At 36.5% G+C, this 22,518-nt stretch carries 21 protein-coding genes; 9 read left to right on the forward strand and 12 right to left on the reverse strand.

What is annotated here, in order from left to right:
- Positions 1-39: 39 nt before the first annotated feature.
- Positions 40-396, forward strand: coding sequence for a winged helix-turn-helix transcriptional regulator (locus tag WA256_RS13600; protein ID WP_054553546.1), 357 nt, complete (start codon positions 40-42; stop codon positions 394-396).
- 29 nt (positions 397-425) lie between these two features.
- Here WA256_RS13600 and WA256_RS13605 read toward each other — a convergent pair whose 3' ends face one another.
- From WA256_RS13605 to WA256_RS13620, 4 genes are all read right to left on the reverse strand, one after another.
- Complete coding sequence (locus WA256_RS13605) at positions 426-1,487, reverse strand: fatty acid desaturase family protein (RefSeq protein WP_335992265.1); 1,062 nt, start codon at positions 1,485-1,487, stop codon at positions 426-428.
- Complete coding sequence (locus tag WA256_RS13610; protein WP_335992267.1) at positions 1,484-2,527, reverse strand: flavin reductase family protein; 1,044 nt, start codon at positions 2,525-2,527, stop codon at positions 1,484-1,486. Before WA256_RS13610 ends, WA256_RS13605 begins: the two co-directional genes overlap by 4 nt.
- Before the next feature lie 972 nt (positions 2,528-3,499).
- Entirely contained in the window at positions 3,500-3,712 is a 213-nt protein-coding gene (locus WA256_RS13615) for a cold-shock protein (protein ID WP_063704258.1), read from the reverse strand.
- A 313-nt stretch (positions 3,713-4,025) separates the two neighbouring features.
- On the reverse strand, positions 4,026-4,238 hold the full coding sequence (locus WA256_RS13620; protein ID WP_335992273.1) for a DUF2061 domain-containing protein: 213 nt from the start codon (positions 4,236-4,238) through the stop codon (positions 4,026-4,028).
- A gap of 446 nt (positions 4,239-4,684) precedes the next feature.
- On the opposite strand from WA256_RS13620, the gene WA256_RS13625 reads away from it, so the two are divergent.
- From WA256_RS13625 to WA256_RS13640, 4 genes are all read left to right on the forward strand, one after another.
- Positions 4,685-5,236 (forward strand): cytochrome b, encoded by a 552-nt coding sequence (locus WA256_RS13625; protein WP_335992275.1) that lies wholly within the window; start codon positions 4,685-4,687, stop codon positions 5,234-5,236.
- 464 nt (positions 5,237-5,700) lie between these two features.
- Entirely contained in the window at positions 5,701-6,999 is a 1,299-nt protein-coding gene (locus WA256_RS13630; protein WP_062565836.1) for a PAS domain-containing methyl-accepting chemotaxis protein, read from the forward strand.
- Positions 7,000-7,462: 463 nt separating this feature from the next.
- Positions 7,463-7,777: a DUF6572 domain-containing protein gene (locus WA256_RS13635; protein WP_054562606.1), complete on the forward strand. Its 315-nt coding sequence runs from the start codon at positions 7,463-7,465 to the stop codon at positions 7,775-7,777.
- A 674-nt stretch (positions 7,778-8,451) separates the two neighbouring features.
- The gene (locus tag WA256_RS13640) at positions 8,452-9,084 is read left to right on the forward strand and encodes a hypothetical protein (RefSeq protein WP_335992281.1); all 633 of its coding nucleotides are present in this window, start codon (positions 8,452-8,454) and stop codon (positions 9,082-9,084) included.
- Positions 9,085-9,865: 781 nt separating this feature from the next.
- Here the strand turns inward: WA256_RS13640 and WA256_RS13645 are convergent.
- Positions 9,866-10,198, reverse strand: coding sequence for a hypothetical protein (locus tag WA256_RS13645; RefSeq protein ID WP_335992284.1), 333 nt, complete (start codon positions 10,196-10,198; stop codon positions 9,866-9,868).
- 107 nt (positions 10,199-10,305) lie between these two features.
- On the opposite strand from WA256_RS13645, the gene WA256_RS13650 reads away from it, so the two are divergent.
- The 3 genes from WA256_RS13650 (at position 10,306) to WA256_RS13660 (ending at position 12,807) form a co-directional block, all read left to right on the forward strand.
- Positions 10,306-10,620, forward strand: a complete 315-nt coding sequence (locus WA256_RS13650; protein ID WP_335992287.1) for a hypothetical protein — start codon at positions 10,306-10,308, stop codon at positions 10,618-10,620.
- A gap of 49 nt (positions 10,621-10,669) precedes the next feature.
- Positions 10,670-11,062, forward strand: a complete 393-nt coding sequence (locus WA256_RS13655; RefSeq protein ID WP_335992289.1) for a hypothetical protein — start codon at positions 10,670-10,672, stop codon at positions 11,060-11,062.
- A gap of 887 nt (positions 11,063-11,949) precedes the next feature.
- Positions 11,950-12,807: a hypothetical protein gene (locus tag WA256_RS13660; protein ID WP_335992292.1), complete on the forward strand. Its 858-nt coding sequence runs from the start codon at positions 11,950-11,952 to the stop codon at positions 12,805-12,807.
- Positions 12,808-13,631: 824 nt separating this feature from the next.
- Here WA256_RS13660 and WA256_RS13665 read toward each other — a convergent pair.
- From WA256_RS13665 to WA256_RS13695, 7 genes are all read right to left on the reverse strand, one after another.
- The gene (locus tag WA256_RS13665) at positions 13,632-14,279 is read right to left on the reverse strand and encodes a hypothetical protein (protein ID WP_335992294.1); all 648 of its coding nucleotides are present in this window, start codon (positions 14,277-14,279) and stop codon (positions 13,632-13,634) included.
- Between the two features lie 513 nt (positions 14,280-14,792).
- Positions 14,793-15,461 (reverse strand): RipA family octameric membrane protein, encoded by a 669-nt coding sequence (locus WA256_RS13670; protein WP_335992296.1) that lies wholly within the window; start codon positions 15,459-15,461, stop codon positions 14,793-14,795.
- Positions 15,462-15,580: 119 nt separating this feature from the next.
- Positions 15,581-16,480 (reverse strand): hypothetical protein, encoded by a 900-nt coding sequence (locus tag WA256_RS13675; protein WP_335992298.1) that lies wholly within the window; start codon positions 16,478-16,480, stop codon positions 15,581-15,583.
- A 672-nt stretch (positions 16,481-17,152) separates the two neighbouring features.
- Positions 17,153-17,308, reverse strand: a complete 156-nt coding sequence (locus WA256_RS13680) for a hypothetical protein (protein WP_335992301.1) — start codon at positions 17,306-17,308, stop codon at positions 17,153-17,155.
- Positions 17,309-17,342: 34 nt separating this feature from the next.
- Positions 17,343-18,107 (reverse strand): hypothetical protein, encoded by a 765-nt coding sequence (locus tag WA256_RS13685; protein ID WP_335992303.1) that lies wholly within the window; start codon positions 18,105-18,107, stop codon positions 17,343-17,345.
- An 86-nt stretch (positions 18,108-18,193) separates the two neighbouring features.
- Positions 18,194-19,288 (reverse strand): hypothetical protein, encoded by a 1,095-nt coding sequence (locus WA256_RS13690; protein ID WP_335992305.1) that lies wholly within the window; start codon positions 19,286-19,288, stop codon positions 18,194-18,196.
- Positions 19,289-19,684: 396 nt separating this feature from the next.
- Positions 19,685-20,557 carry a hypothetical protein gene (locus WA256_RS13695; RefSeq protein ID WP_335992308.1) on the reverse strand — a complete coding sequence of 291 codons (873 nt, stop codon included), beginning with the start codon at positions 20,555-20,557 and terminating at the stop codon, positions 19,685-19,687.
- Positions 20,558-21,549: 992 nt separating this feature from the next.
- On the opposite strand from WA256_RS13695, the gene WA256_RS13700 reads away from it, so the two are divergent.
- Positions 21,550-21,954: a hypothetical protein gene (locus WA256_RS13700; RefSeq protein WP_335992311.1), complete on the forward strand. Its 405-nt coding sequence runs from the start codon at positions 21,550-21,552 to the stop codon at positions 21,952-21,954.
- The last annotated feature ends 564 nt before the right edge of the window (positions 21,955-22,518 follow it).

The following is a 22,518-nucleotide window of genomic DNA, read 5'->3' on the forward strand; positions in this document are numbered from 1 at the left end:
TCACCTTTTTGTAACTAGTCTGAAAAATGCGAGGATGTTTTGGAAAGTTCAGTAGAAACAGATAGTAAGGGTAGAAAAAAAGTTTTAAATGCTTGCATGGAGCCGTGTGCAATTGAAAAAGGCATGCGTTTGATTGGCGGTAAATGGACGGGATCTATTATCTATCATTTAAAAGATGGCCCTGTGCGTTTTAATGATTTAACGCGTATGCTGGGTGGTGCAAGCAAAAAGATGATAGACCAACGTCTAAAAGAGCTTGAAAGTAGAGCGATGATCACCCGTCATGTTATTAGCACCCGCCCGATAGCGGTGACCTATGAGCTTACTGACTTTGGCCGCTCAGCACTGCATATTCTCGATGAGTTACGGGTTTGGTCTGAATCAAATGAGATTTAACGCCAGTACTTTGCACTGGCGTTCATTATTTACGGAAAAGAGTAGCGTACAATTCGTTTTACGACAGAAAAGTACTGGCGAAAGAAGCCGCCGGTATTGTAGTGAACACCGTGCTCTTTAAAGATAGCTTGCACCTTAGGGGCAATTTCGCGGTAGCGTTTTGCAGGTAAATCTGGGAATAAGTGATGCTCTATTTGATAGCTCAAGTGCCCAGTCATTACATGAAACAGGTTACCCCCTTTGATATTTGATGACCCCAACGCTTGGCGATAATACCATTGGCCTTGCGATTCATTTTCGCAGTCTTGCTGGTTAAATGTTTCAACTTCGCCGGTAAAGTGCCCGCAAAAGATAATGGTTGAGGTCCATAGGTTACGTAATAAATTAGCCGCTAGGTTACCTGTGAAAACCCACAAAAATAAAGGCCCAGCAAGCAATGGAAAGAGCAGGTAGTCTTTCACTAGCTGGCGTGCACCTTTACTAAAAAAGCGCTTTTTTAGTTCGCTGTGCGGTACTTTGTAATCGCGGTCATCTTTTTTCTTGCCAAAAAACACCCGCTCGGCTGCCATTTCATGGTACGACACTCCCCATTGGAACAGCACACTGAGTAATAGGTAAGTAACAAATTGCCACAGGTTTTTTACCCGCCAACGAAAGTCATTCGATAAGCGCAGTAATCCATAGCCGAAGTCGCGATCTTTACCAATAATATTGGTATAGGTGTGGTGCTCGTAGTTGTGAACGCGGTTCCAACTAGCCCCATCGCACGCTATATCCCACTCGTAAGACTTTGAATTTATGTATTTATCATTCATCCAGTCGTATTGGCCATGCATCACATTGTGGCCAATTTCCATGTTATCGAGGATTTTTGCTGTGGCTAAACTAAGCACACCCACGAGCCATAAAACAGGCTGAATAAAGCCTAGCATTAATAAAATTCGGCCACTCCATTCAAACACTCGCTGGCAAACAATAACGCGGCGAATGTATTTCGCGTCTTGCTCACCGAGCCTTGATTTTACATCTGCTTTAACACTATCGAGTTGAGCTGCTAATTTTTCAAAATTGACTGTTTTTGTTGTCTTCATGCTGATAACTCCACGTCACTGACTGGTTGCGATATACAAAGTTGAATTAACTGCTCTGAGCTATCAGAGAGCTCACCGGTGCGAATATCACGTACGATGCCTTGCTTTTTAACGCATTGGCATTGATGGCAAATTCCCATACCACAGCCAACTGTTACAGGTTGCTTATTCGCTTGTAAGTGGGACAGTAAGGTTTGTTGGTTATCAATAGTGAATGTTTTGCCCTGATGAGTGAGTGTTAATTCGTGCTTATCAGAGGTTGCTAAAACAGCAGGGACTGCACTGAAATGCTCACTGTCGATAGGCGTATCTAATTGCTTAGCTAAAGCGGCTGCTTGCTTATACAAAGCAGCTGGGCCGCACACTAACCAGTGTTTATGCGCATTTGTTGTCAGCCATGTCGTCGCATCGCCATCTTTGTTGCGCTCAAGTAAGTGATAATCAAAATTGCTCAGTGATTGCTTTAGTTGCTCAAGCTCATCTTTAAGCCAGTGGCTGTTCGGCTTTGCATAGTAAAGCAGGGTTATAGTTTGTTTACTATCAGCAGGTATTGATTTAAGCATGGCTATAAATGGCGTAATGCCTGAGCCTCCGGCAAGCATGATTAAAGAGCGCGCGGTATTTGGCATAACAAACTGGCCTTTAGGCTCAGAAATATTAAGCCATTGCCCTGCTCTCAAGTTTGTTAGCTTTGACGTAAATGCGCCGAACTCTTGGCTGCGGATCAATAAACGAATTTGTCGCTGCTGCCTTGCCAATTGTGGTTCGCTTGCGATGGTAAACACACGCGTAAGCAATCGTCCATCAGTTTGGATTGTTAACGCAATGTGCTGGCCTGCTTGATGAACTGGCCATGTTTTTTCTGGCTCAATAATCAACTCAACGCTTTGTTCAGCAAACACCTGCACATGTTTTACTTGTGCACGAAAGTAGCCTTCGCGCCAACCGGGTTTAAAGCACTGAACCACCGGCTCCCAGTATCCTGACCATGACTGATGGTGCAATAAATGTTTTGATAATGAATTTAATAACGCTCTCATTTTTCGCCTTTAGCTTACAAGTGTACGCTCACCTGGCGCACAAGTGTAAGCTGAAAAGCGATAATTGCAAGTCTAATTTGAGTATTAGCTCTAATGAAAGGTGGCCATCATCTAGTGTTTGACTAACTAAACTTAGCCTAGACAGAACTCAGTATAGATAAGTCTATGAGTGTTTTTATTGGGAATATGGATATGCTCGCTTTTTACATACTGCTTGGTTACATTTGTAGTAACCAAGAAATAAATGCGTGTTTTTCTAATGAGTTTTTGAAATTAACGCGTTTTAGGTTGCTTCTATCTCTAAATACTACACAGAGTTTGTTTGTTGAAATTGATTGAATAGGGGGGGATGGCTTCAATAACAGAGCCATATTTTTTTGATGCATTAATGAACTTTATGAATATTTTAAATTTTTGTTGATTTAATAGGGTTTTAATTTTGGTAGGAGGTTGTACTAACTATAGTGATTAACTTTGTTTATTAATAAATCTCTCTGCTTTTGTGTATAGGGAGTCGCACTTTATCTTTTGCAGATTAAACTCAATGCTGCCTTCTACTAAATTATCTAAATACTCTTTTTCTTTTCGATATTCGTTGACAAGTTGTTCTAGTTTTTCTTCGAAATTACTTTTTTTATTCTTTTTGTACTTTTCTGTGGTTTTCTTGATTTTTTCATTTTTATAATTCCAGTAATTTTAAACGTTCACGTTCAATTAGGATGTCTTCAATTTTTCGCCTAACAGAGTGAATGTCTTTATACTTAATGCCATCATGGTTGATAATGTCACCAACGCGTTTGGATTTTTTGATTTTCTTTTTCATCATAATCCCGGTACTCTTCGTGTTTTTTCTATCTTAAGTAACTATTGATTTAAAATAGAGATTTTGGATTTTGTAAATTAAGAAAAGAAACTAAATGAATAGTCGTGATAAAAAGAGGTACATTTTAGTTATACCTCTTTTGTTGCTGCTTAGCCTAGTGTGACGTTGTTTGCTTGTGGACCTTTAGTCCCTTTCTCTATATTGAAAGCTACTTTTTGGCCTTCGCGCAAAGTTTTGAACCCATCAACTTCAATTGACTTGAAATGAACAAAGACATCTTGACTGCCATTGTCTGGAGAGATAAAGCCAAAGCCTTTAGTTTCGTTAAAGAACTTTACTGAACCAGTTGTCTTGTTAGACATATATACCTCGATATATTTATAAATTTTAATTTCTAGCTACTAAATCGGAAATGAAGGAAAAAGAGTCGCAGGGCATATATGACGAATAGATTCGAAAAGAAACTGAGATGAACTTGTACTAAATATTTTCATTAATAGCTCGCTATTTGAGCTGCAGAAACTATACACTATATTTTAATAATAGATATGAATATATTTTATTTCTTATTTTTTTAATGAAAACAGTGAATAAGGTTTTTTTACAACCATAGCTATGAATTCCAATGAATAAGTACGTAATTCGTTGAATGCTAGGTTTATCTTTTGTTAGTCGTTAGGCAAACATTATTCCATCTGGGTTTTGTTTTAATATATCCTTACCCTCTAGATTACGCCATACTTTTTCGTGGAAGTAAAACGCAACAGTGTTCACAGCTGGCTCAACAATAGCAACCAAGCCACCAATTAAAAAACTACCTGTTAAAAAGTAGGTTACTGTAAAAGCGATTGCGAAGTGCATCATTGCAAAAGTAACTGTCTTAATCATTTTGAATACCCTAACTCTCATAATTTGATGCATTTAGTATTGCTCATTATTTTTAATCTTTAAAATGGAATAAAAGGATTGTTGTAATCGAAAAACCGGATTGTAATTTTCACTGTAATGTTCAGAAAGTTTTATTTCAAAGTCTACGAACTCAAATAGAAGTAGATGGTGAGAGTTGTTCGTAAATATGCATTTCAGTTGGGGCAATAAACTGGGTATTGCTTGCGATAATGTAAGGTGGATCTTGAGGGCTATAAAGAGTAGTAAGCTTATATAATTAAATTACTTAAGTTTATTTTAAGTTTAAATTAATACAGTAACCTCCATGAACAAGTAATTCATCCTTTATAGATACCTGTTCTTTGTCTTAGATCATTACAACAAGATAACTACCTGTTATCCATAAATTTAGCAGTTATCTGAACGAGTTTTACGAAAGGGGCATTATGAAGATTAAAAATACAACGACTCATTACAGTTCGTTCTCGATTGTATTGCACTGGCTTATGTTTATTCTAATCGTCACTGTTTTTGGCAGTATTGAATTGCGAGAGTTATTTGATAAAGGCACTGAAACACGCGATGCTTTTAAAATGTGGCATTTTATGTTGGGTTTATCTGTTTTAGCTCTAGTAGTTGTAAGGTTAGTGGTGCGTGTGCTGGCAGGCTCAACTCCTGCAATAAAACCTGAGCCTGCAAAGTGGCAAAATACATTAGCCAAACTTGTGCACCTAGCGCTCTATGTCTTCATGATTTCAATGCCAATAGCAGGTTGGCTGATATTGAGTATGGCTGGTAAACCCGTGCCATTTTTTGGCTTAGAGCTACCTCCATTAGCAAGTGAAAATAAAGATCTTGCTAAAACTATCAAAGAAATACACGAGACTGTGGGTGAAGTAGGTTATTACTTAATAGGCTTGCACGCCGCAGCTGCATTATTCCATCATTACATTTTGGCTGATAATACCTTAAAACGTATGTTGCCTTTAAAAAAGTAAAGTTTAGTTAGGTCACCATAGATAAGCCTTGAAATCCCATACTAGGATTTATCAGGGCTTGCTCATGACGCAACGAGGTTACTCATTTTTTTCTCGATTTTCACTTTAAGTATTTCGTAACACAGCAATGAAACTTATCTGGGTTACTTACCATTCGTTACCATCACGCAAGCCAAGTTAGTGTTGGGTCAAACACTAACTTGGAAACGCATGAGTACATCAAAACCTCAATTCATCAGAGATTATCAACGCGCGAGTAAATCACCCTAGGTCAATAAGGTACGGAACTATACTTGTGTGAAAGTGTTGTTTAAAACAAAGTTTGGAGCTTAGAGTTAACTTACATGGTTTCTAACTTCTCTTTGTACCCATTCATCTTAAATGTACTATTAATAAGCAATTATATTTGTATTATGATAAAAATTACTCAAATCTTGAGTTCATAATCCAAAGGAACATACCTAATGTGGTTTACTAATCGCAAACTGTTATCCGAAAATATTTATTTAAAAGAGCAGGCTGCTGAATACGAAAATATAAAGCATGAGCTCAAAGAAGAGATGTTGTATTTTCTGCTGAACAAAAATAGCACCATCATTGAAGTAAATGAGCGATTTGCAGCAGCGCTAGACCTTCAAGCGAATGATCTAGTTGGTAAAAACTTAAATGATTTGCTCCTAAAAAAATCAATTAATAAACCCCACACACAAAAATTACTCTCGGCAATAAATAAGTTAAACCATTGGCACGGCGCCTTACAATTACAAACTAATACAGGTCGTGAACTGTGGCTCAGGAGCATTTTACAACCAATAAATGGCGAACTTGCCGTGTATTCAGCTGAACTGACAAGAACTATATCTCAATCAAGAGAGAAAGAAGATATGCTTACTGCTCTCAGTCGCTCTTCTGCTGTGATTGAATTTAGCCTGGATGGCATAATACTCAATGCTAACGATAACTTTTTGAAAGCCATGGGGTACTCTCAAAATCAAATATTAGGAAAGCACCATAGTATGTTTTGTGATCCACATGAAGTTGAATCGAGTGCTTATAAACAGTTTTGGTCTGAGCTGAAGCAAGGGCGCTTTATTTCAGATCGTTTTAAAAGGATTGATAGCCACGGTAATGAGGTATGGCTTGAAGCCTCATATAATCCAATTCATGACGACAATGGTGATTTATATAAAGTTGCTAAGTTCGCGACTGTCATTACAGAACAAATGAAAAGAGAGCAAGCAATCTCACAGACTGCAGAGATTGCTTACGATATTTCAAAGCAAACAGACGCAGATGCAGAAAACGGTTTAGAAGTTGTTAAGCAAACAATATCAACGATGAAAGCCCTCTCTAAGAAACTCGAAACAGCCAGTGAAGGTATCAATAAATTAGATGTACAGTCAGCTAAAGTAGCTGACTTGGTCGATAGTATTAAAGGTATTGCAGACCAAACTAATCTTCTTGCTCTCAATGCTGCAATAGAAGCTGCAAGAGCTGGAGAGCAAGGACGCGGTTTTTCTGTTGTGGCTGATGAAGTGAGGCAGCTTGCTTCAAGAACGAGTGCCGCTACTGAGCAGATAATAGGTGTCGTGACTGAAAATAAAGTACTAACACAAGATGCGGTAACTCAAATTGAATCTAGTCTAGTAGAAGCAAAAGATGCATTAGAGTTATCTAATAGCGCAGGAAGTGTAATCGATGATATTCAAAAAGGTGCTAAAGAAGTGGTTGAGGCCGTCAGTCAATTTAAAACGAATCTTTAGTAAAGGGTTATCGAATAAAGGAGTAGTTGTTCAGGGGAAGATCACTATAAAATTATATTCACATGAAGGTTTAGGGTGTCTAATCAATGTATAAAAGGATTTTGAAAGGACTCTTGTTTGGCATATTAGGCTACACAAGTACTATGTTTGGAATGTCGTATAGAAGTAGTGAGCAGTTCATTTTAGCTCAAAAACGCTGCTTAAATGGCATCTTAGAGTCTTGTTTATCAGATAGTGATAAAGCCACACTACTTGCTAGTTGGTCACCTTATAATTTGTACTATTTAATTGTTTTAATCATTAGCTTTGCAATACTAATATTGCTAGATGACATAATGAAATTTGTGTCACTTGCATATAGCAAGGCAAATTAAAAGCGCTGACAAAACCAGTTGCTTTGCTCTTGCCTGACAAACCGCATGTCACAAAGACTTGAATATCACGTAACTTAAGGAATCTGAACATGGATGACCCTATTGAGAACTTAGATAAAATCGATATCGTTGGAGAAAGAAAAGATGGTGGTGTCGATTTGGTTATTGTATTGTCAAGTGCACTAAGGGATTGTGAGTATCACGAACAACTTCTGAAAACTAAGATTCAAAGTTATACGGATACCATCTTCTCCGATGAGTGGATATCCAAGTATGGTCAGGGTAATAGCGATATTTATATCAAAGCCCAAGTAATGCCTGAACAAGAAATTATTAATCTAATTGGTGCAATTAAAAAACACCTAAAGGAATTCAATATTGATTTGTGGTTGGAAGTTGCATAACAAATTAAAGCTGCGTATTGCTGTAGCCTTTTCGCATTCCGAATAAGCAGAAAAATATGTAACTCGCACTATCAAATTCTTATGCATCTAGGGACAGACCAAATGGGCGCAGACATTGAACTAAATATCAGCTTCAGATTCTTGGCTCTTTCAGAAGAGTTAGTAAGCGAAGCTAAATTAAGCCTTAAAGTCTCTTCAGTGCTGATATAACAATTAAAGAGTATAAACGTAGTTGCTTTAAATCACCATTTGGGTAAAAGTAGCCCTAACAATCTAATAAACAAGGACAAAAAACAGTTTGCTGTTTTGGCTCCTCAACATTTAGCAAACAATTTTTAGCCCCTTATCGAAGCCTTGATACTTATGGAAGATTTCTGCACTTGTCTCGAAAATTAAAGTTTGTAACTGCAATATCACAGATGACTGAAAATGGTGCCTCCATTAATGGTGGTTTTAATCATTTCAGAGGTGAGGCTATATTCACGTCCACTTTGAATACGTGTTATTTCGAAGACAAAACTCTCGTTAAGATCAAAGGCGGAGGTTTAAATGGTAGCAACTATAAATGCTCTAATTCTGGTGAGTTTTAAAGAGTAATGAAATTTGATAGGTTGTAATAAACTCGTATATAAAAAATTATGTCGCCCGCAAGCTGATTAGGACACAAGGAAAGTATGAAGATTGTTTTTAAATTTATTGGATTGATTTGGACTATTTCTTTTCTTTCGTTTTTTGTTCTATTCATCTACGTGGGAATTGGAGGTGAAATATCTCCTTTAGTTCAAGAGTATGTGATCTACTCTCAGACAGTTTTATCGTCTTTTTTCACTTCAAACTGGTTTTATGTTGTTTTTGTAGTTGGTTGGTTTGGAGTTTGTTATGGACTAGGAAAAGAAAGTGGCTGGCAAAACTTAGCTAAAAGATACAGAAAAAATAATGACTGGAGTTTAGAAGAAAGCTTCCGAATTGGAAGTGGGTATATTGGTAAAATACGACATAACGGAATCTTAAAGGTTGCAGCAAATAACAGGGGGCTTTATTTAAGAGTGCTTTTTCCCTTTAAGTTTGGTCATAAAAACCTGTTTATTCCCTGGCAAGAAATCTCGGCTGTTACATTAGAAAGTGGTTTGTTTTCAGAAAGTACTCCGGGCTTTCTGAAGCGTATGGCTAAACCAGTTTCAAAAACTGAGTACTTAAATATTCAACTACATGAGTTCCCAAAGCAGCGTTTAACTATTCAAAGTTATGAACAATTAATTCGCTATATTCCAAAAACCTTGAGAGGTAGTGCAGAGCAAGTGGTTTAAAAGCAACCTCTTTAGTCGCTCATTAGTGCTCGTTGGGAAACAAACACGCAGGCTCCCTATAGCCTGCGTATTTGTGTGGACTTCCCAGAGATTACCCTACGCTCTGTAAGTGAAATAGAAGAGTATTCTTTTAAAGAAAATACATAACAAGCCGCTAAATACTTATTTTCACTACCTGGCTAAAATTTATAAATTTTAGCCACTTCGCGCCTACAACAGGCTTGCGGAGCGTTACGATTAAATCCTCTATCGCACTTTTGTCCATAAACGAGCTATGCCCTTAAGACTCTGCCCATACCGAAAACTCATCTAGTCACCATAAAACCCCTCACTTATTTCATCACATAGCTTGGTTCGATAGATAATCCCAGTGCATTAGTTCTGTAATATCGCTCTTGGAGAATCTTAACTACTTTTAAACTTGATCTAGATCAAAGAAACTTCATTCGCAGCAATCTATATTACGCGGCTGCAATTTTCGCTGCTTTTTGAAATCTAGATTAGCTTTTAAAGGCAATACTCCATCATCGTGCTTAAAGGTGTGTCATGGCATTACTCATCAATAACAAATGTATTAACTGTGATATGTAATTCATCTACCCAATTAGCATATAAAAATCATTGGCTTAAATTCTTTGTGTTTTTTCTGTGTTTTCCATCTTCGTGTATTTGCCCTAATTAATTTTAAAGCAGTAACCAAAATTAATGTTTATATGGATAGAAATCAACCTGTTTTAGGTGGCAATCATTGAAGTAAAAAGCCAGCAGGGCTGGCTTTAGGTTATAACGAGTCAAAAAACGCGTTAACTGATTTATCAAACAAGTGATAAAAATATAAAAATTGTCCAGTGTTTTGAATATGCGATTGCACATCTTGCTTGAACTGCTTCAGTAAGTAGAAATTACAACTAAAAAACACGTTCGTAGCAGGGCGCATCTCTTCAGGTAACGCCTGCATAAAAGAATCGCTAACGACTATAAACTCCTGCTGGGCTACATAGTTTCTTACGTAATATATGTAGCCATCATTTTGTTCATATAAAGCAATATATTCTTCATCATTAGCAACTGCAGGTCGCTTCTGAAATAGTTCCACAACGTTTGAGTCAGTCATATTCATCTCCAAAAAGTTTGTCTTCGAAAATAAATACGAGCTACTTATGCAAAATTTGCATTGTCTGCCGCTTCTTATTTTTGATTTTAATAACAGGAGTAAATGAAATGGATAATGACAAATTTAATGCTGCTGTAGCGGCCGATTTTTTAGAGAAAGTTAGTCAGTGCCTTTATCAAGAGTATGACGCTATTTATGACTTAAACTTTACGGAAGATAATTTTGATATAGAGAAGCTGTTATTTCACTGCTTTTCGAGTAGCTACAAAATTAGTTTTAGCTATGAACAGTTATCTCTTCTAAGGTCACTATTATTACTACTTTGCAGCAACACTAACTTATTAATGAGTGATGAGGCTGGTGATAGTGAAGGCTTTGTTGATGAGTGTCAGTTGGAATTTGACTTCGATAACTCGTATTAATTCGCTTGCAGTGAACATGTTTATCTTTAAGTACATACAGGAGATAAATATGAGCCAAACAAAACTTCAAATTGTCAGAAAGTACACAAGAGAGTCTAAATCACCTTTTCAAGACGCATCGACGAGCCTATGGCTTGCAAATGTCACTAACGAAGACAGGCTTGAGTTAGACTTTTCACAATACATATATGTCCATCGTGATGATGTTGGAAAAGTCGTCGGGGTCAGTGTTAGTAAATCAATTGCTCGAGAGAGCAGTCTTGAAAGTCAGTATCTTGAAGGGAGCGGTATGTATCGCATACTTATCTTGTACATTGACCAAATCAAAGATTTCTGCGAGCTCTGGGCTGATGAATTTGAACAGTTCTTTCTACTGCCGCCTGATTTGTTTTTCGAATTAGCGCAGTGGCATTGGAGCACAATCATTGAAAATGATGGTTAATTGAAGCGACTCGAAAGAGTCGCTTTTTCTTGAACATATTACTACCAGATAGCGTCATGCCCTTACTTGCAATGACACTATTCGTTGGCACTCGCTTTTTTATTATCTAGATATACCCAAATAGCGCCGCCAATCATCATTGATAGGGGGACCAGAAAAGTTAAGTATTCAATCTGAAAATTCATAGTACTTCTCCAATTCAAAGTGAGCAAAAATATGGTTCGCGGCTTTCACTAATAGTTAACTATAACATATCGTAACTTTAGCATGATTTCACTATATGGCCTTAGAGCGATAGCAATGTCATTTCTACTATCCATCACATGCTAGCTCAACTAAAATAGTGGCGCTAATAAGAAAAACAAAAATTCACTTCACTAAACTGGTAATGGATAAACTTATTTTGCTTGTTTATTTCTTACTTAATAGTGCGAGACAGACTGAAATAAGCAGGACGCTCAATCATCACTTAGCAAATGTCGTTACCACCGCACCCTGGCGGAGGACCTAGATTTGGCTTCTTTAGGAAGTCAGCTCGCATATATAAGCGGTTTGCGATAAGAGTTAACTGTAGGGAGAGTTAGCTGTGTGAGTTGCACGAATGCGTTGCAGCAAACTCAGATGAATGACAGAGCAATAAAATAGAGAAGCAGGCACTATGTGTCTGCTTTTCTCTTTAGATTTCTCATCGACCAAACTAATGTATTTGCAATGTCTTTACAGTTGTAAAGTATAGGTATACTTGCGTACATCGTCAGTCTACCTTCCTCTTTGTGTAAAATTCCCTCAGTTAGGACCAAATTTGCTTAAACACTATTTACATATATACAACAAGGAATATAGAATACAAATGATAACTAATATCATTAATTTTAAGTGGAGTATTTATGAGATTTATTAGTTCGCTGCTGTTATTAAGTTCAACTCTAATAGCTTGTTCGTCTGTTTCAGAGGCTAAGACATATAATGGAGCGGAGTGTTATCAGTGCACTAGCTTAGAGAGGCAATCTAAAGCAAATTCATGGGCTATGAACAACATTAGCAAATCAAACCTTGGCTCAAGCAATTCTAAAACGGTTCATGTTGTAGATTTATATAACAAAGAAATTTCTACATACAAAGTTTGGTTGGAGTCAACGCCACTTCCACCACCAAGACCACCAGAGGTTGCCCCTAGGTCATCTTTAACAGCAACTTCTAGCACAGTGCAGAGATACATAGAAGATGTTAAGAGTTCAATTCAAAGTCTACATGCAAGCGCCCAAAATATAGAGATACAAACTGGTGGAAGCACTGGTATTGAAAATGCGTGGTCATTTGTAAATTGTGCATTTTGCAAATCTGAAATTAACTCTCAGCTAAATGACAGTATTTATTCTTCAATGAGAACAGCTGAAGCAAGTTTGATCTCAATTGGTAAAGCTTTTGGTTTGATTAAAACTGATATTCCAGATCAGTTTATTATACCGCTGTCATCAGGAGGGCATATCAAAGTGTCTCTTAAATTACTTTCGCAGCCAATTAAAATTGAAGCAACAATAAATGAAGTTGTAGATGAGAATGGAAATATAATTCCTAAAAATGCAAAGGAGCTAGCTGATTTGAGAATTAGAGTAGGTACTATTTCTCAAGCAAATAGTATTAATATTACCATAAAAAATTTCAACTATTTTATCCCTATCAGAACAGGAACGGTTACAATCAAAGATTGCTCAGGTATTAATGCGCCTGCCTGTGGTGGTTAAATTTAAGTTAAAATAAATGATTGAGGGTTGCTAAACCCTCAATCATTAAAGTTTGTTCATTATCTAATCGGGTTTTACTTTATTATCCTTTGATTGCAGATGTAGCGTAAATGATTTTCGCGGTTAAATATAAGCGTGAAGCTTCTGCATTTTTCTAACTCAAGCCTATGAGTTCTATTAGTAGAAAAGTGACTAAAACTACTATTAACAGAATCAATATAATTCACCTTTTTAAGTTTAGTTATAGGTATGTTGAGTCATGGGCTTTACTACCCATATGCGGCTAACCCTTTTTCTTTTTAAGAACTTGTTTCAGTCTAAAAATCAATGTAATGAAGTAGGTGGTCTTAGTCACTTTCATTAAGTATAAATTTCCTCATAGCAAACTTATGTATTTGCACAGTACATAAAACAGGAGAAACTGTGTGAAGACATTACGCTTAAAGTTCGTTCTAGATTTAGTTCGAGTTATTGTGAATGTAATTTATATATCTGTAGTTATTGCGGTTGGATTTTGGGTCGTGGACTATTTTTCCATCTACAAAGCTGCATCAAGTTACTTATTCTCGGGTATCGATGGATATGCACGACTTATAATCGCATTCATATTTGCAGAAGTTTTAGGCTATGTAGAATCGAGCTTAAGAGAGAAGTACTTGTAATACTCAGCGCCCAATGGGCGCTTTTTTTAATGAAGTTTTTGGTCGAGTTATTGACGATATGGTCGACTTTTTAGGACAAAAGCGCTTTAGAGTATTCATTCGGTAACGCCCAACTAAACAGCGTGACTGTATACCGAGTCTGCATTTAGTTGCTTGTTATGTCTACTTTTTATCCGTAATAGCTTCTATGCCTTTAATTACAAATTGCTTAGAATATAAAGGAGACTTAAACCGAACTTTAGTTACTTTAACCGCTGAAGAAATTAAAGCATTTATAGCATCAGCTAAGCCTTCTTCTTTATACGCTGTTGAAGGCTCACCACTATTACTAAATCCCATATCTGGATTTCGAGTAATACATTCAACTTTAGGATGGTTTATTTCTTTTAAATATGCAAAAAAAGCATCTTTAGATATTGCTAAACCAAACTCGCGCCAAGCATATTTTTTACCCCAATAATAGCCATCCTTAGCTGTGTGACTAACACGATCATCATTTTTACCTTTATTTACTTCATGCTTCCCTTCAGATAATTTCGTTGCATATAAGTAGCTAAGTCTGGGGTTGACTTCAGTATTTTTTGATAAACATGATGTTTCAATTATTTTGTTACCATGTTCATCATCATAATAGCCAATATTATATCGTTCTCCCTCTTCAACCTCTGGCGTCCCATTTGCTTCAAATTGGTAAACAGTATTTGTTGTTGCAGGCTTAAAAGAGTGAATAAACTTGCCATTTCCTATTGGTTCAATTTTGTAATCACTGACAATTAAGTCATGAATAGTTTTTAAATCTCTAGACTTCATTACATCTCCATATGAACGAGTAAACATAATTATTTTAATAGTGAGAAATCGCGCAGATTTCTAGCAAACAACAGCTCACTTTTCTGATTACTAAGTTTTATCAAATTAGCTAACCTTTTACTAGTTAACAAAAATATTTTTATATTTGGCACAGTGATCTGGCGGTAAATATCAGAAAACTGCTCATTTTCCTGAATATAGAGGAAAGTCGTAAATTCTGTATATAAAAACCCTATCAGAAGAAAATTTTCAATGTCCGCTGTTCGTTCGAAGAAGACCTTTTGAGCAATTAGGCTAATTTTTTTTGGACAAAGGCGAGTTATATTTATAACTCGTCAATGGACAGAAACGTTTTTGGTTGTTGGCTGTAATTAGGCTACTTTCGCATTAAATTCTCTAATGGGAGAAAACGCACTGTTAAGTAGTGAGGCATAGTCTACAAACACCTCTGCACTACTACGTAAACACAAAACCATTGCAAACCCAAAATTCCACATGTGCCAAATCAGCTTGTTAGTTGCTCGGGTTAACCCTCGATTTTCTTAAGCTTGCGTTGTGATAATAACCGCCACCATACGACCTCCCTAAGAATACAAACAGACCACACGCGATGATACTAAAACCAACAATTACAACATAAAACCAGTCAATTTGCTTAGAGAAAGAAAATTCGGGCAGTGAATATACTAACAATGAACACCATAAAACTGTCACATACAAGCTAATTAATTGATTTATTTTTGAGACTGACAGTGGAGAAGGTCCGGTTAATAAATCCCGAGCCTTATCAGCTTTAGTACCATCGGGGTTCCTTGATAATACCACCTTATATAGCGGACCTGTGACTTCATCTTCTAATAAATCAACATGCTTTTCCCAGTTCTCCTGCCAATATTTACTTCCTCGATTTACACAAAACCATGCAAACGAAAAAACAACTCCAAGACAACTCAAAATGACTGACATATCAGTTTTATTTGCCGAAGTGGATGATTGAATCGCTATAAAGCCTGCAAATGTCGCAGCAATAAAAGCCCAAAAATAAGTTGCCCTCTTCCAATAAAGATCAATTTCAAATTTTCGTATATCTAAAGCTTGAGCTAATGCCTTTTTTTCTTTCCCTTTAAACAATTGTTTGCGTTTATCAGAACTTAAAGTTTTTGTAGTACTGTTATTAGACAAGATTCACCTTCAAAATTAGAGCGACTAATGCTTTGCAAAGCGGTAATAATATAGCTGGCTAAAATCAGCGAGGAGAGAGCAAAAGCCAGCTGTTTGTCCGTTTAAGCAATTTGTTGTAACTACTGAGGCAGAGCTTTTGATTCTAAAGAAGGAGGTAAAACAGCTTCTAATAAAAGAGATATTTTACTCTTATCTTTGATTTTGCCTTTTACATAGTTAGGGTATTTTTGGGGTAAATAAGTGTCTTGAAACCATGTTCTAAAAGTAGATAAAGCTTCATTCGGGTATGCGTTTATTTCTGGATCTAACTGTCGGTATGACTCTGGAAACTTGTGATGTATTTTAATCCTAGCTCCAAATCTATGTTCTAACCCTTGTGCTTTCCAATATTTAGCCCAGTGAATGCCCAAGCTGCCATCAGGCATAATTGAATCATCTACGGCAATATTATTTCTGATAAGTGAAGCGATAATAGTTGTAGCTTCATCAAACATTGTGAAATACCCTTTAGGGCTTTCATTATTTAATATTCTTTCTTGGAGTAGCTTCCAACTTTCATTAATTAAATCTTCTTCATTATAATCTAAACGATCATAAATATACTTTCTTAGCCCTAACTTAGCCGCTTTACGATAGTTTGTAATCGCTTCTTGTTTAGTTGTTTGAGCGTAGTGGGCATAATAGTCAGTAATTGCCATTACTATCGATTCAGGAACTGCGTGGGTTACACTAGATATAGCATAACTATTTTCAATTTCTACATATAAACTTACAGGTATTTCATCTGAATCAGTCCACTCGGATATTAGTTGTGCAAGTTGTTTTCCACGACTTTTTGTTTGAGCTTCACCTTTTTGCCAATCTTGCGACAATTGGATAATCGCACTTGGTGCAACCCCACAAAATCTAGCTAAACCCTGTAAAGATAAAAAAGTTTCACCATTTGGTAAAACACCCATACTTATATTATCAACTTCCTGCATTTTTACAGGAACCAATTCCAGTTTACTCTGTTCCATATGAATCCTTTTAGAGTTAGAGATTAGCAATGTACGATTTTTTGTTCTAACGGGGTATTACCAAGAATTTCCGTTAACAATCAATATGTCAATTTTCGAAATTATCAAAGTACGGTTATTAATAATTTAATTATTGATAACTTACACATAGCCAAAAGAAATTACAATTATTTAGGCTACCCAATAACTGAGAATTTAATTACATGAAAATAGATAGAATTACATTACGAGAATAAGTATAAAAAAGCAATGAAATTAGTGACTTAAATTTTTATGAAAGTTTCAACAAGAAGCCCATTTTATTCATAAGCAGAATTGATTATTTATGTATTAATACTTTGAATGCCTACTTCGCACAAAGCTGTAATTAGATGATTTACTCCAACTTATTTTGGGCTAAATGTGCAAGCCCAGATCCGACTAACTCGAAGCAGGACATAATGAGTTAGAGGCGAAGGACGGCTCTGTATAAAAGAAAGACATTGGTAACACCCAGCGCGGAATCTTTTTTGTGTTAGTGTTTGAGCGTCAGCAAGTAACACAAAAAGAGCGTAGCGTTGTCTGTCGCTGCTTGTTATGTGACTGATGCACCTACCGCTTCCAGTTTTTTCCGAATGGAGTCGATTAACTAGTCATACTCCCAGAACATCATACGGCCATGCAACCCAGTAACTAAAAGATATTGCCACTAACAGACCGCAGCTTCTCTACTGCAACCAACTTTGCTACGTATTGCTCTTCATTCACCGCTTTTGCAATTTCATTATTATTTTCATCGTATCCATGAACGATTATCGCTGTCTTAACATTTACATCTAAGTACTGCATCTATGTAATTTCCTTCTTCTTGTTGCATAACGCTTCAAGCTCCGCTGGCGTCCTTCTGGCTTGACTTGTTATATTTTTTTATCACGTAGGACTTAGCAATATCTCGTATGAAAACATTTGAATCATCTAAATTCATTACAGGTGTCTTATTCTCTTTTACTATTTGCTTAAACCCATGCCTTGAATCAAAGCCAGAAATAGAGAAATTGTTTGCAACATTAGTAAATGACTTTCGTGTTGATTTACATACATCTAAATCAATTTCTTCTCTCTTCGCTAAAGACTCAACTGTTTCCAAAATTTTATAATTATTAATCCAGCTTGGCTCCAGATCAAATAACTTCAACAATAGATAGATGTCTTCATTCTCCGTGGCAAGCTTTAAAAAAGCCAACCTGTCATCACCCTTTGTGCGGTTCATTTCCTCTTCGATTCTATGGAGTGGCAAGCTAGGCTTCCCAAGCATACCAATAAGTTTCTTATTCGCCCTATATTCAGCGTCTTGTTCTTTATGCCAAAGCCTTTCAATTTCCATCTTTCTGAAATTAACATCTAAGAACCTAGCTGCACCATTGAAAAGTGAGATCAACTCATATCCGATCTGCCACACTACTTCCAAATCTGTTTCGTTATTACAGTAAATGGTTTTCATGCGGTAATCATTCACTTCGCAATCTAATAAATGATCTGGCACATCGTAAATATGAAAATAGTGACTACTTTGAGATTTTGATAAGGACCATAGATCATTAGGATTACCCCTGAGTAGAAATTCCCAATCATTATTTCTATATGCCACGGAGTCTCCTTAAAATATAAAGCTTTGCTCACCGGAAAATTGGGAGCGTAGCGAGTAATTTTTCCGAGTGCAGCAACTTGTTAGCACTAAAAAAATTCAATAATTTGAATAGCGCCAGCATCCAAGTCTTCGGTTACATTTAATGGAATGCATCCTTTTGACTTTATTTGACTAATAACATTTAAAGATGGGTGGCCGTAGGTGTTTGTTTTTCCGTAAGATATTGGGCAAAATAATCTAGGCTTAGTCATGAACGTAGAATCAAAATCTTTTACGGAACCATGATGTGGTATCTGTACTGTGCCAACATATTTCCAATATTTTTTAAAAACTAACTCTAAGTTCACGACGTTTAAATCGACGTCTCCTGTATAGATACAGGAAATGGTTCCTTCATCTTCAAACCTATAGTATGGATAACAATATCCGTTAATATCTTTATGAGACCAATGAGTGATAGCGTCAATCGATTCATGACAACCTGAGTAAACTATCATTGAGTTTTGGTTTATTTTTCCTCTAATTGAATTGTATATTTTCTTTATCTTATTTTTTTCAGTTGTTGTTTTTATTTTATTTATTGTATAGCTTGGATCATTCCTTAATTTATCCAAATCAAAACCTGCGGAAACTATGCCTTTTTCAAACAATCGTGATCTACTGAGGTTTTCTATGTTAAAAGGAATGAATATCCAGCTATAATCACTATGTCCAAGTGAAATCTGGGTACCACTTTTTATACTTGACGAACTAATATTGTCAATTTCTCGAATATCGTCGTTCAACGTCTCTTGTTTTTCAGAAGACTCAACATAAACAATCCTCACATCTTCACCGAAAAACTTATGGGGCTTGTTGACTAGCGTGCTCGATGAAAACCCTAGAACACGATGAATATTAGTAATGAATATTTTTTCATCATCATGCAGAAGTGGCATAATCACACATTTGATCTGTTTTACTGTATCCCGGAGTGTATCTATTCGAGATATATGGTCCCAGTCAAAATGTGAAATAAATAAAATATCTATTACATCATCAGCTGTAAAACTCTGACCAACGACATGTCCTGATAAGGTTGTTTTTTTCCAGTTACCGCAATCATAAACAATATTAAAGCCACTGTGTAGCTCAGCGTAAAAAGCTCCCTGTCCAATAGGGTGAAATATTCTACTAATCACATAACTCTCCACAGAGTGCTAACAATTTTATAGTGTGCCCGTCGCGCATATTTCTGACGATGTTACGCGCATCTATTAATAAATCTATTTTTAACAAATAACGTAATGCATTGCCAACTATAATATTTTTATTGTCACTAAACATACACAGAAAAAAGAAAATGCGCTCGTTGCTCATTTTCTTGAATATATGCGCATACTAAAGGGCATGGAAATAAATTAAATCTTATTTAAAGCCATTCTCAATGTTTAGCTATTTCTGAAAAATAGATCTTTAGATTATTTGCGTTAACTCATTTTCGGGGCAGAAACGAATTTGCTAAAATAGCATTAGTAGTGCTTCATTAAGGTAATTTTTCTAAAGCGGAATGTTCTGTATATCGCCAAGTAACAGTTTCAATAAAACTTATCATTAATCAAGTTAATAAACTTGGTTCTAATAATTATTTGTTCTTTCAGTATCTCCGCTTCACTTTCTGTAAGAAGTGGCTGTTTTGACTTTTTGTCATACCGTGTTGGCATTTCACTGAGTAGCTGCTTGTAGAAGCGTTGGGTGTCTTGCTGAATTTTTGCTGATGCTACTATGAGAAAGACTTTGTCATATAATATCTGCTCACCAAATAGTGCAGTTTTAAATTTTAGAATGCTTTGTTCATGCTGTTGTTTTCGTTTGAATGAGTGCTCTATTTCAATTGCAGCGACCTCGCTATTGTTTAGTAATACTAGCGCATCAATGTTTTTTACATCATTTGATGGAAAAAGGCGTTTAAACTCTAATTCAGTCAAATAGGCTTTCCAGAGCGGGTTGGGTGTACCGTCTGTATTACTATTCTGAATACCAAGCACAAGAACTAAGCTTAAAATGCTGTCATGCATAATAGAATTTTGATTCACTTGGTGTATTGGCTCTGATGTTGAGCGAAAAGGGAAGTCTATTTGTGTTAACTCTCGCGCGTATTGTGCGCCTACGTATGATAATACATAGACGCGACCATCTGCCGCACGAATTGTTTTAGCTGCTTGAAGTAACCCCATATCGACGAGCTTGTTTAAAAACTCTAAGGTTTTTGCTCTACTTGTTTGCCATACTTCTGCACATACAATCGCTGATACAAATCCAAACCGCATTGCATGTTTTATTGTCCACTCTAGTTTTACCTGGCCTTGTTGTCGTCGGTTTTTATATTTTTTGTAATGCATATCGATGTCAAAGTAGGGCAGATATACATTACTGTTGGTAATACCTGAAGTATCTTTATCTATCGTCATTTTTATCTCCATCGTGATTTGTTTACTTGGAGATATGAAGGTTTGAGTGATACGAATTTTGCAAACATAGCAATGAATTATCGGTTTTTCATTAGGAGAAGCATTCGCTTCCGTGCACCTAATGAAAATACTTATAGATAAACTAAATATGAAGTTTCACTTCATTAATCGCAAAGGTTTCACTTTGCGATTAAACGCTTACAACCCACGCCAGCTCTCATGTTGACATTCGTCAACGAGCTAGCTCCACGAAGCGTTCGCTTCTAGGGTTGACGCTTAGCGCATGTCCGGCTTGCGCCGCACTAACCCCCCTTTTGCCATGCCAGTCTGCGCATTGATAAATCATGTTGCTTGTAAAGCAGGCAGTCGTTCGTGTCCTCACTTTTAGGTTTACTGTTTCATTGCTTCGCTATTTCACAGTAAATTTTTGCTCCACAAAAACAAAAGCGGGGTTAGTCCGCCACAGTCGGACATGCGCTGCTGCGCTCGAAAATTGGCTTCGCAATTATTCTTACTACGCGATTTATTGAGTTGTTTCACAACTGCTTTTATTGCAGTCAAAGCGGTTGCTTTGATGCGAGATGACGCTTCGCTTTGTAATTAACACCATAACACTTTCTGCATAATCTACTTTTATTAATCTTTGATAATGCGTGTACGATTATCTCGTTGACAATAAACAGATACACAATCTCGAATTGTAGCGGGGTGAGTATCTTTGCTTTTATTAATGAACAAGCTCTACAAAGAGCCAAGGAGAACGAATTATGAGATAGATAAGATGGTTTGCCTGCACAGCATTAGCTGTGATTAAACCGTAAAAAGGCTGGTGTTTAGCGCTGCACGAGAAGCAAAGCCATAGATAAAAGCAGTCAACACTTTTTATCTTTGAAAACTTTTTAGTCGATAAAAGTTTTTATAAAAATATGTTTGCAAATGAGTTTTAAATTCTTAAAGTCAAATAGCGCCAAAACGAAAATTAAGGTGCAATTATGACAGACTTACTAAGTTTAAAACTATTCGGCCATTGTTCTGTAGAGCCATTTATTGAAGAAGATATAGACACAGAAATAACCCCAATTGATGTATGTGATGACATACTGACCAACCCTTTGAACCTCTCAGCGCAGATAGATATGACTGCAGCAACTGCTTGCGTGCTTTTAGATGAAAGTGATATTTCAGAGCCCCTCATAGAGCCTGTATCGCTAATAGATATTAATGACAACTTAGCTTTGTCAGATTCAATATCAAGTACCGATGAATGTCATGTAAACCACACAGACCATAGCTTCATGTTATCGGATGAAGGCGGGATCATAACGTTTGATGACGACCATGGTGCGACGGACTGGGGATTTGATGATGCAGGTATCAGTGATAATACAGACTTTTAGGTTAGTGAAGGAAGAGATGTGGTGGATACCATTTTGGGCAGGTGTAACAACAATCATCTTATTCGCTGCTATTTATTATCTGATCAAAGAAATTTTGAAAAGAAAATACACATCAAATAAGAAATAGTTTGCACTAGATCTGACCGTTACCCGTTTTTAATCGGTGACTGTCAATTTAGATTTGAGCAAAACTTTCTCAGCTAATACAAAAAGTTGGTAATCAAATTCTCGTTAGTTTTAGTTAATGTCCTTACCAAAGCCCACATCAGTGGGCTTTTTTGTGTTCAAATTCCAATAAGGCCTGTTTTATATGTATTTAAGACTTCGCCCAGATTTAACTGTAAATTCTTGCTAGTTTATTCCTCAAAACGAATATAACTAAAGGTGACTCGAAGATACCTAAAGCAAACCAAAGCAAACTGGTGGGATTGACTCTATTCTATAAAGTTGACTTTTTGCTAATAAATCTCTGACTCAAAAGGAGTTAACCTAATATTGTAAAGCTCTGTTTTGAGCGAAGACTTTGTGAAATCTGCTTCTTTCTTTAATTTCTTTAGCTCTAAG

The sequence above is a fragment of the Pseudoalteromonas sp. CH_XMU1449-3 genome (genome assembly GCF_037027245.1).
Taxonomy (GTDB): Bacteria; Pseudomonadota; Gammaproteobacteria; order Enterobacterales; family Alteromonadaceae; genus Pseudoalteromonas; species Pseudoalteromonas shioyasakiensis.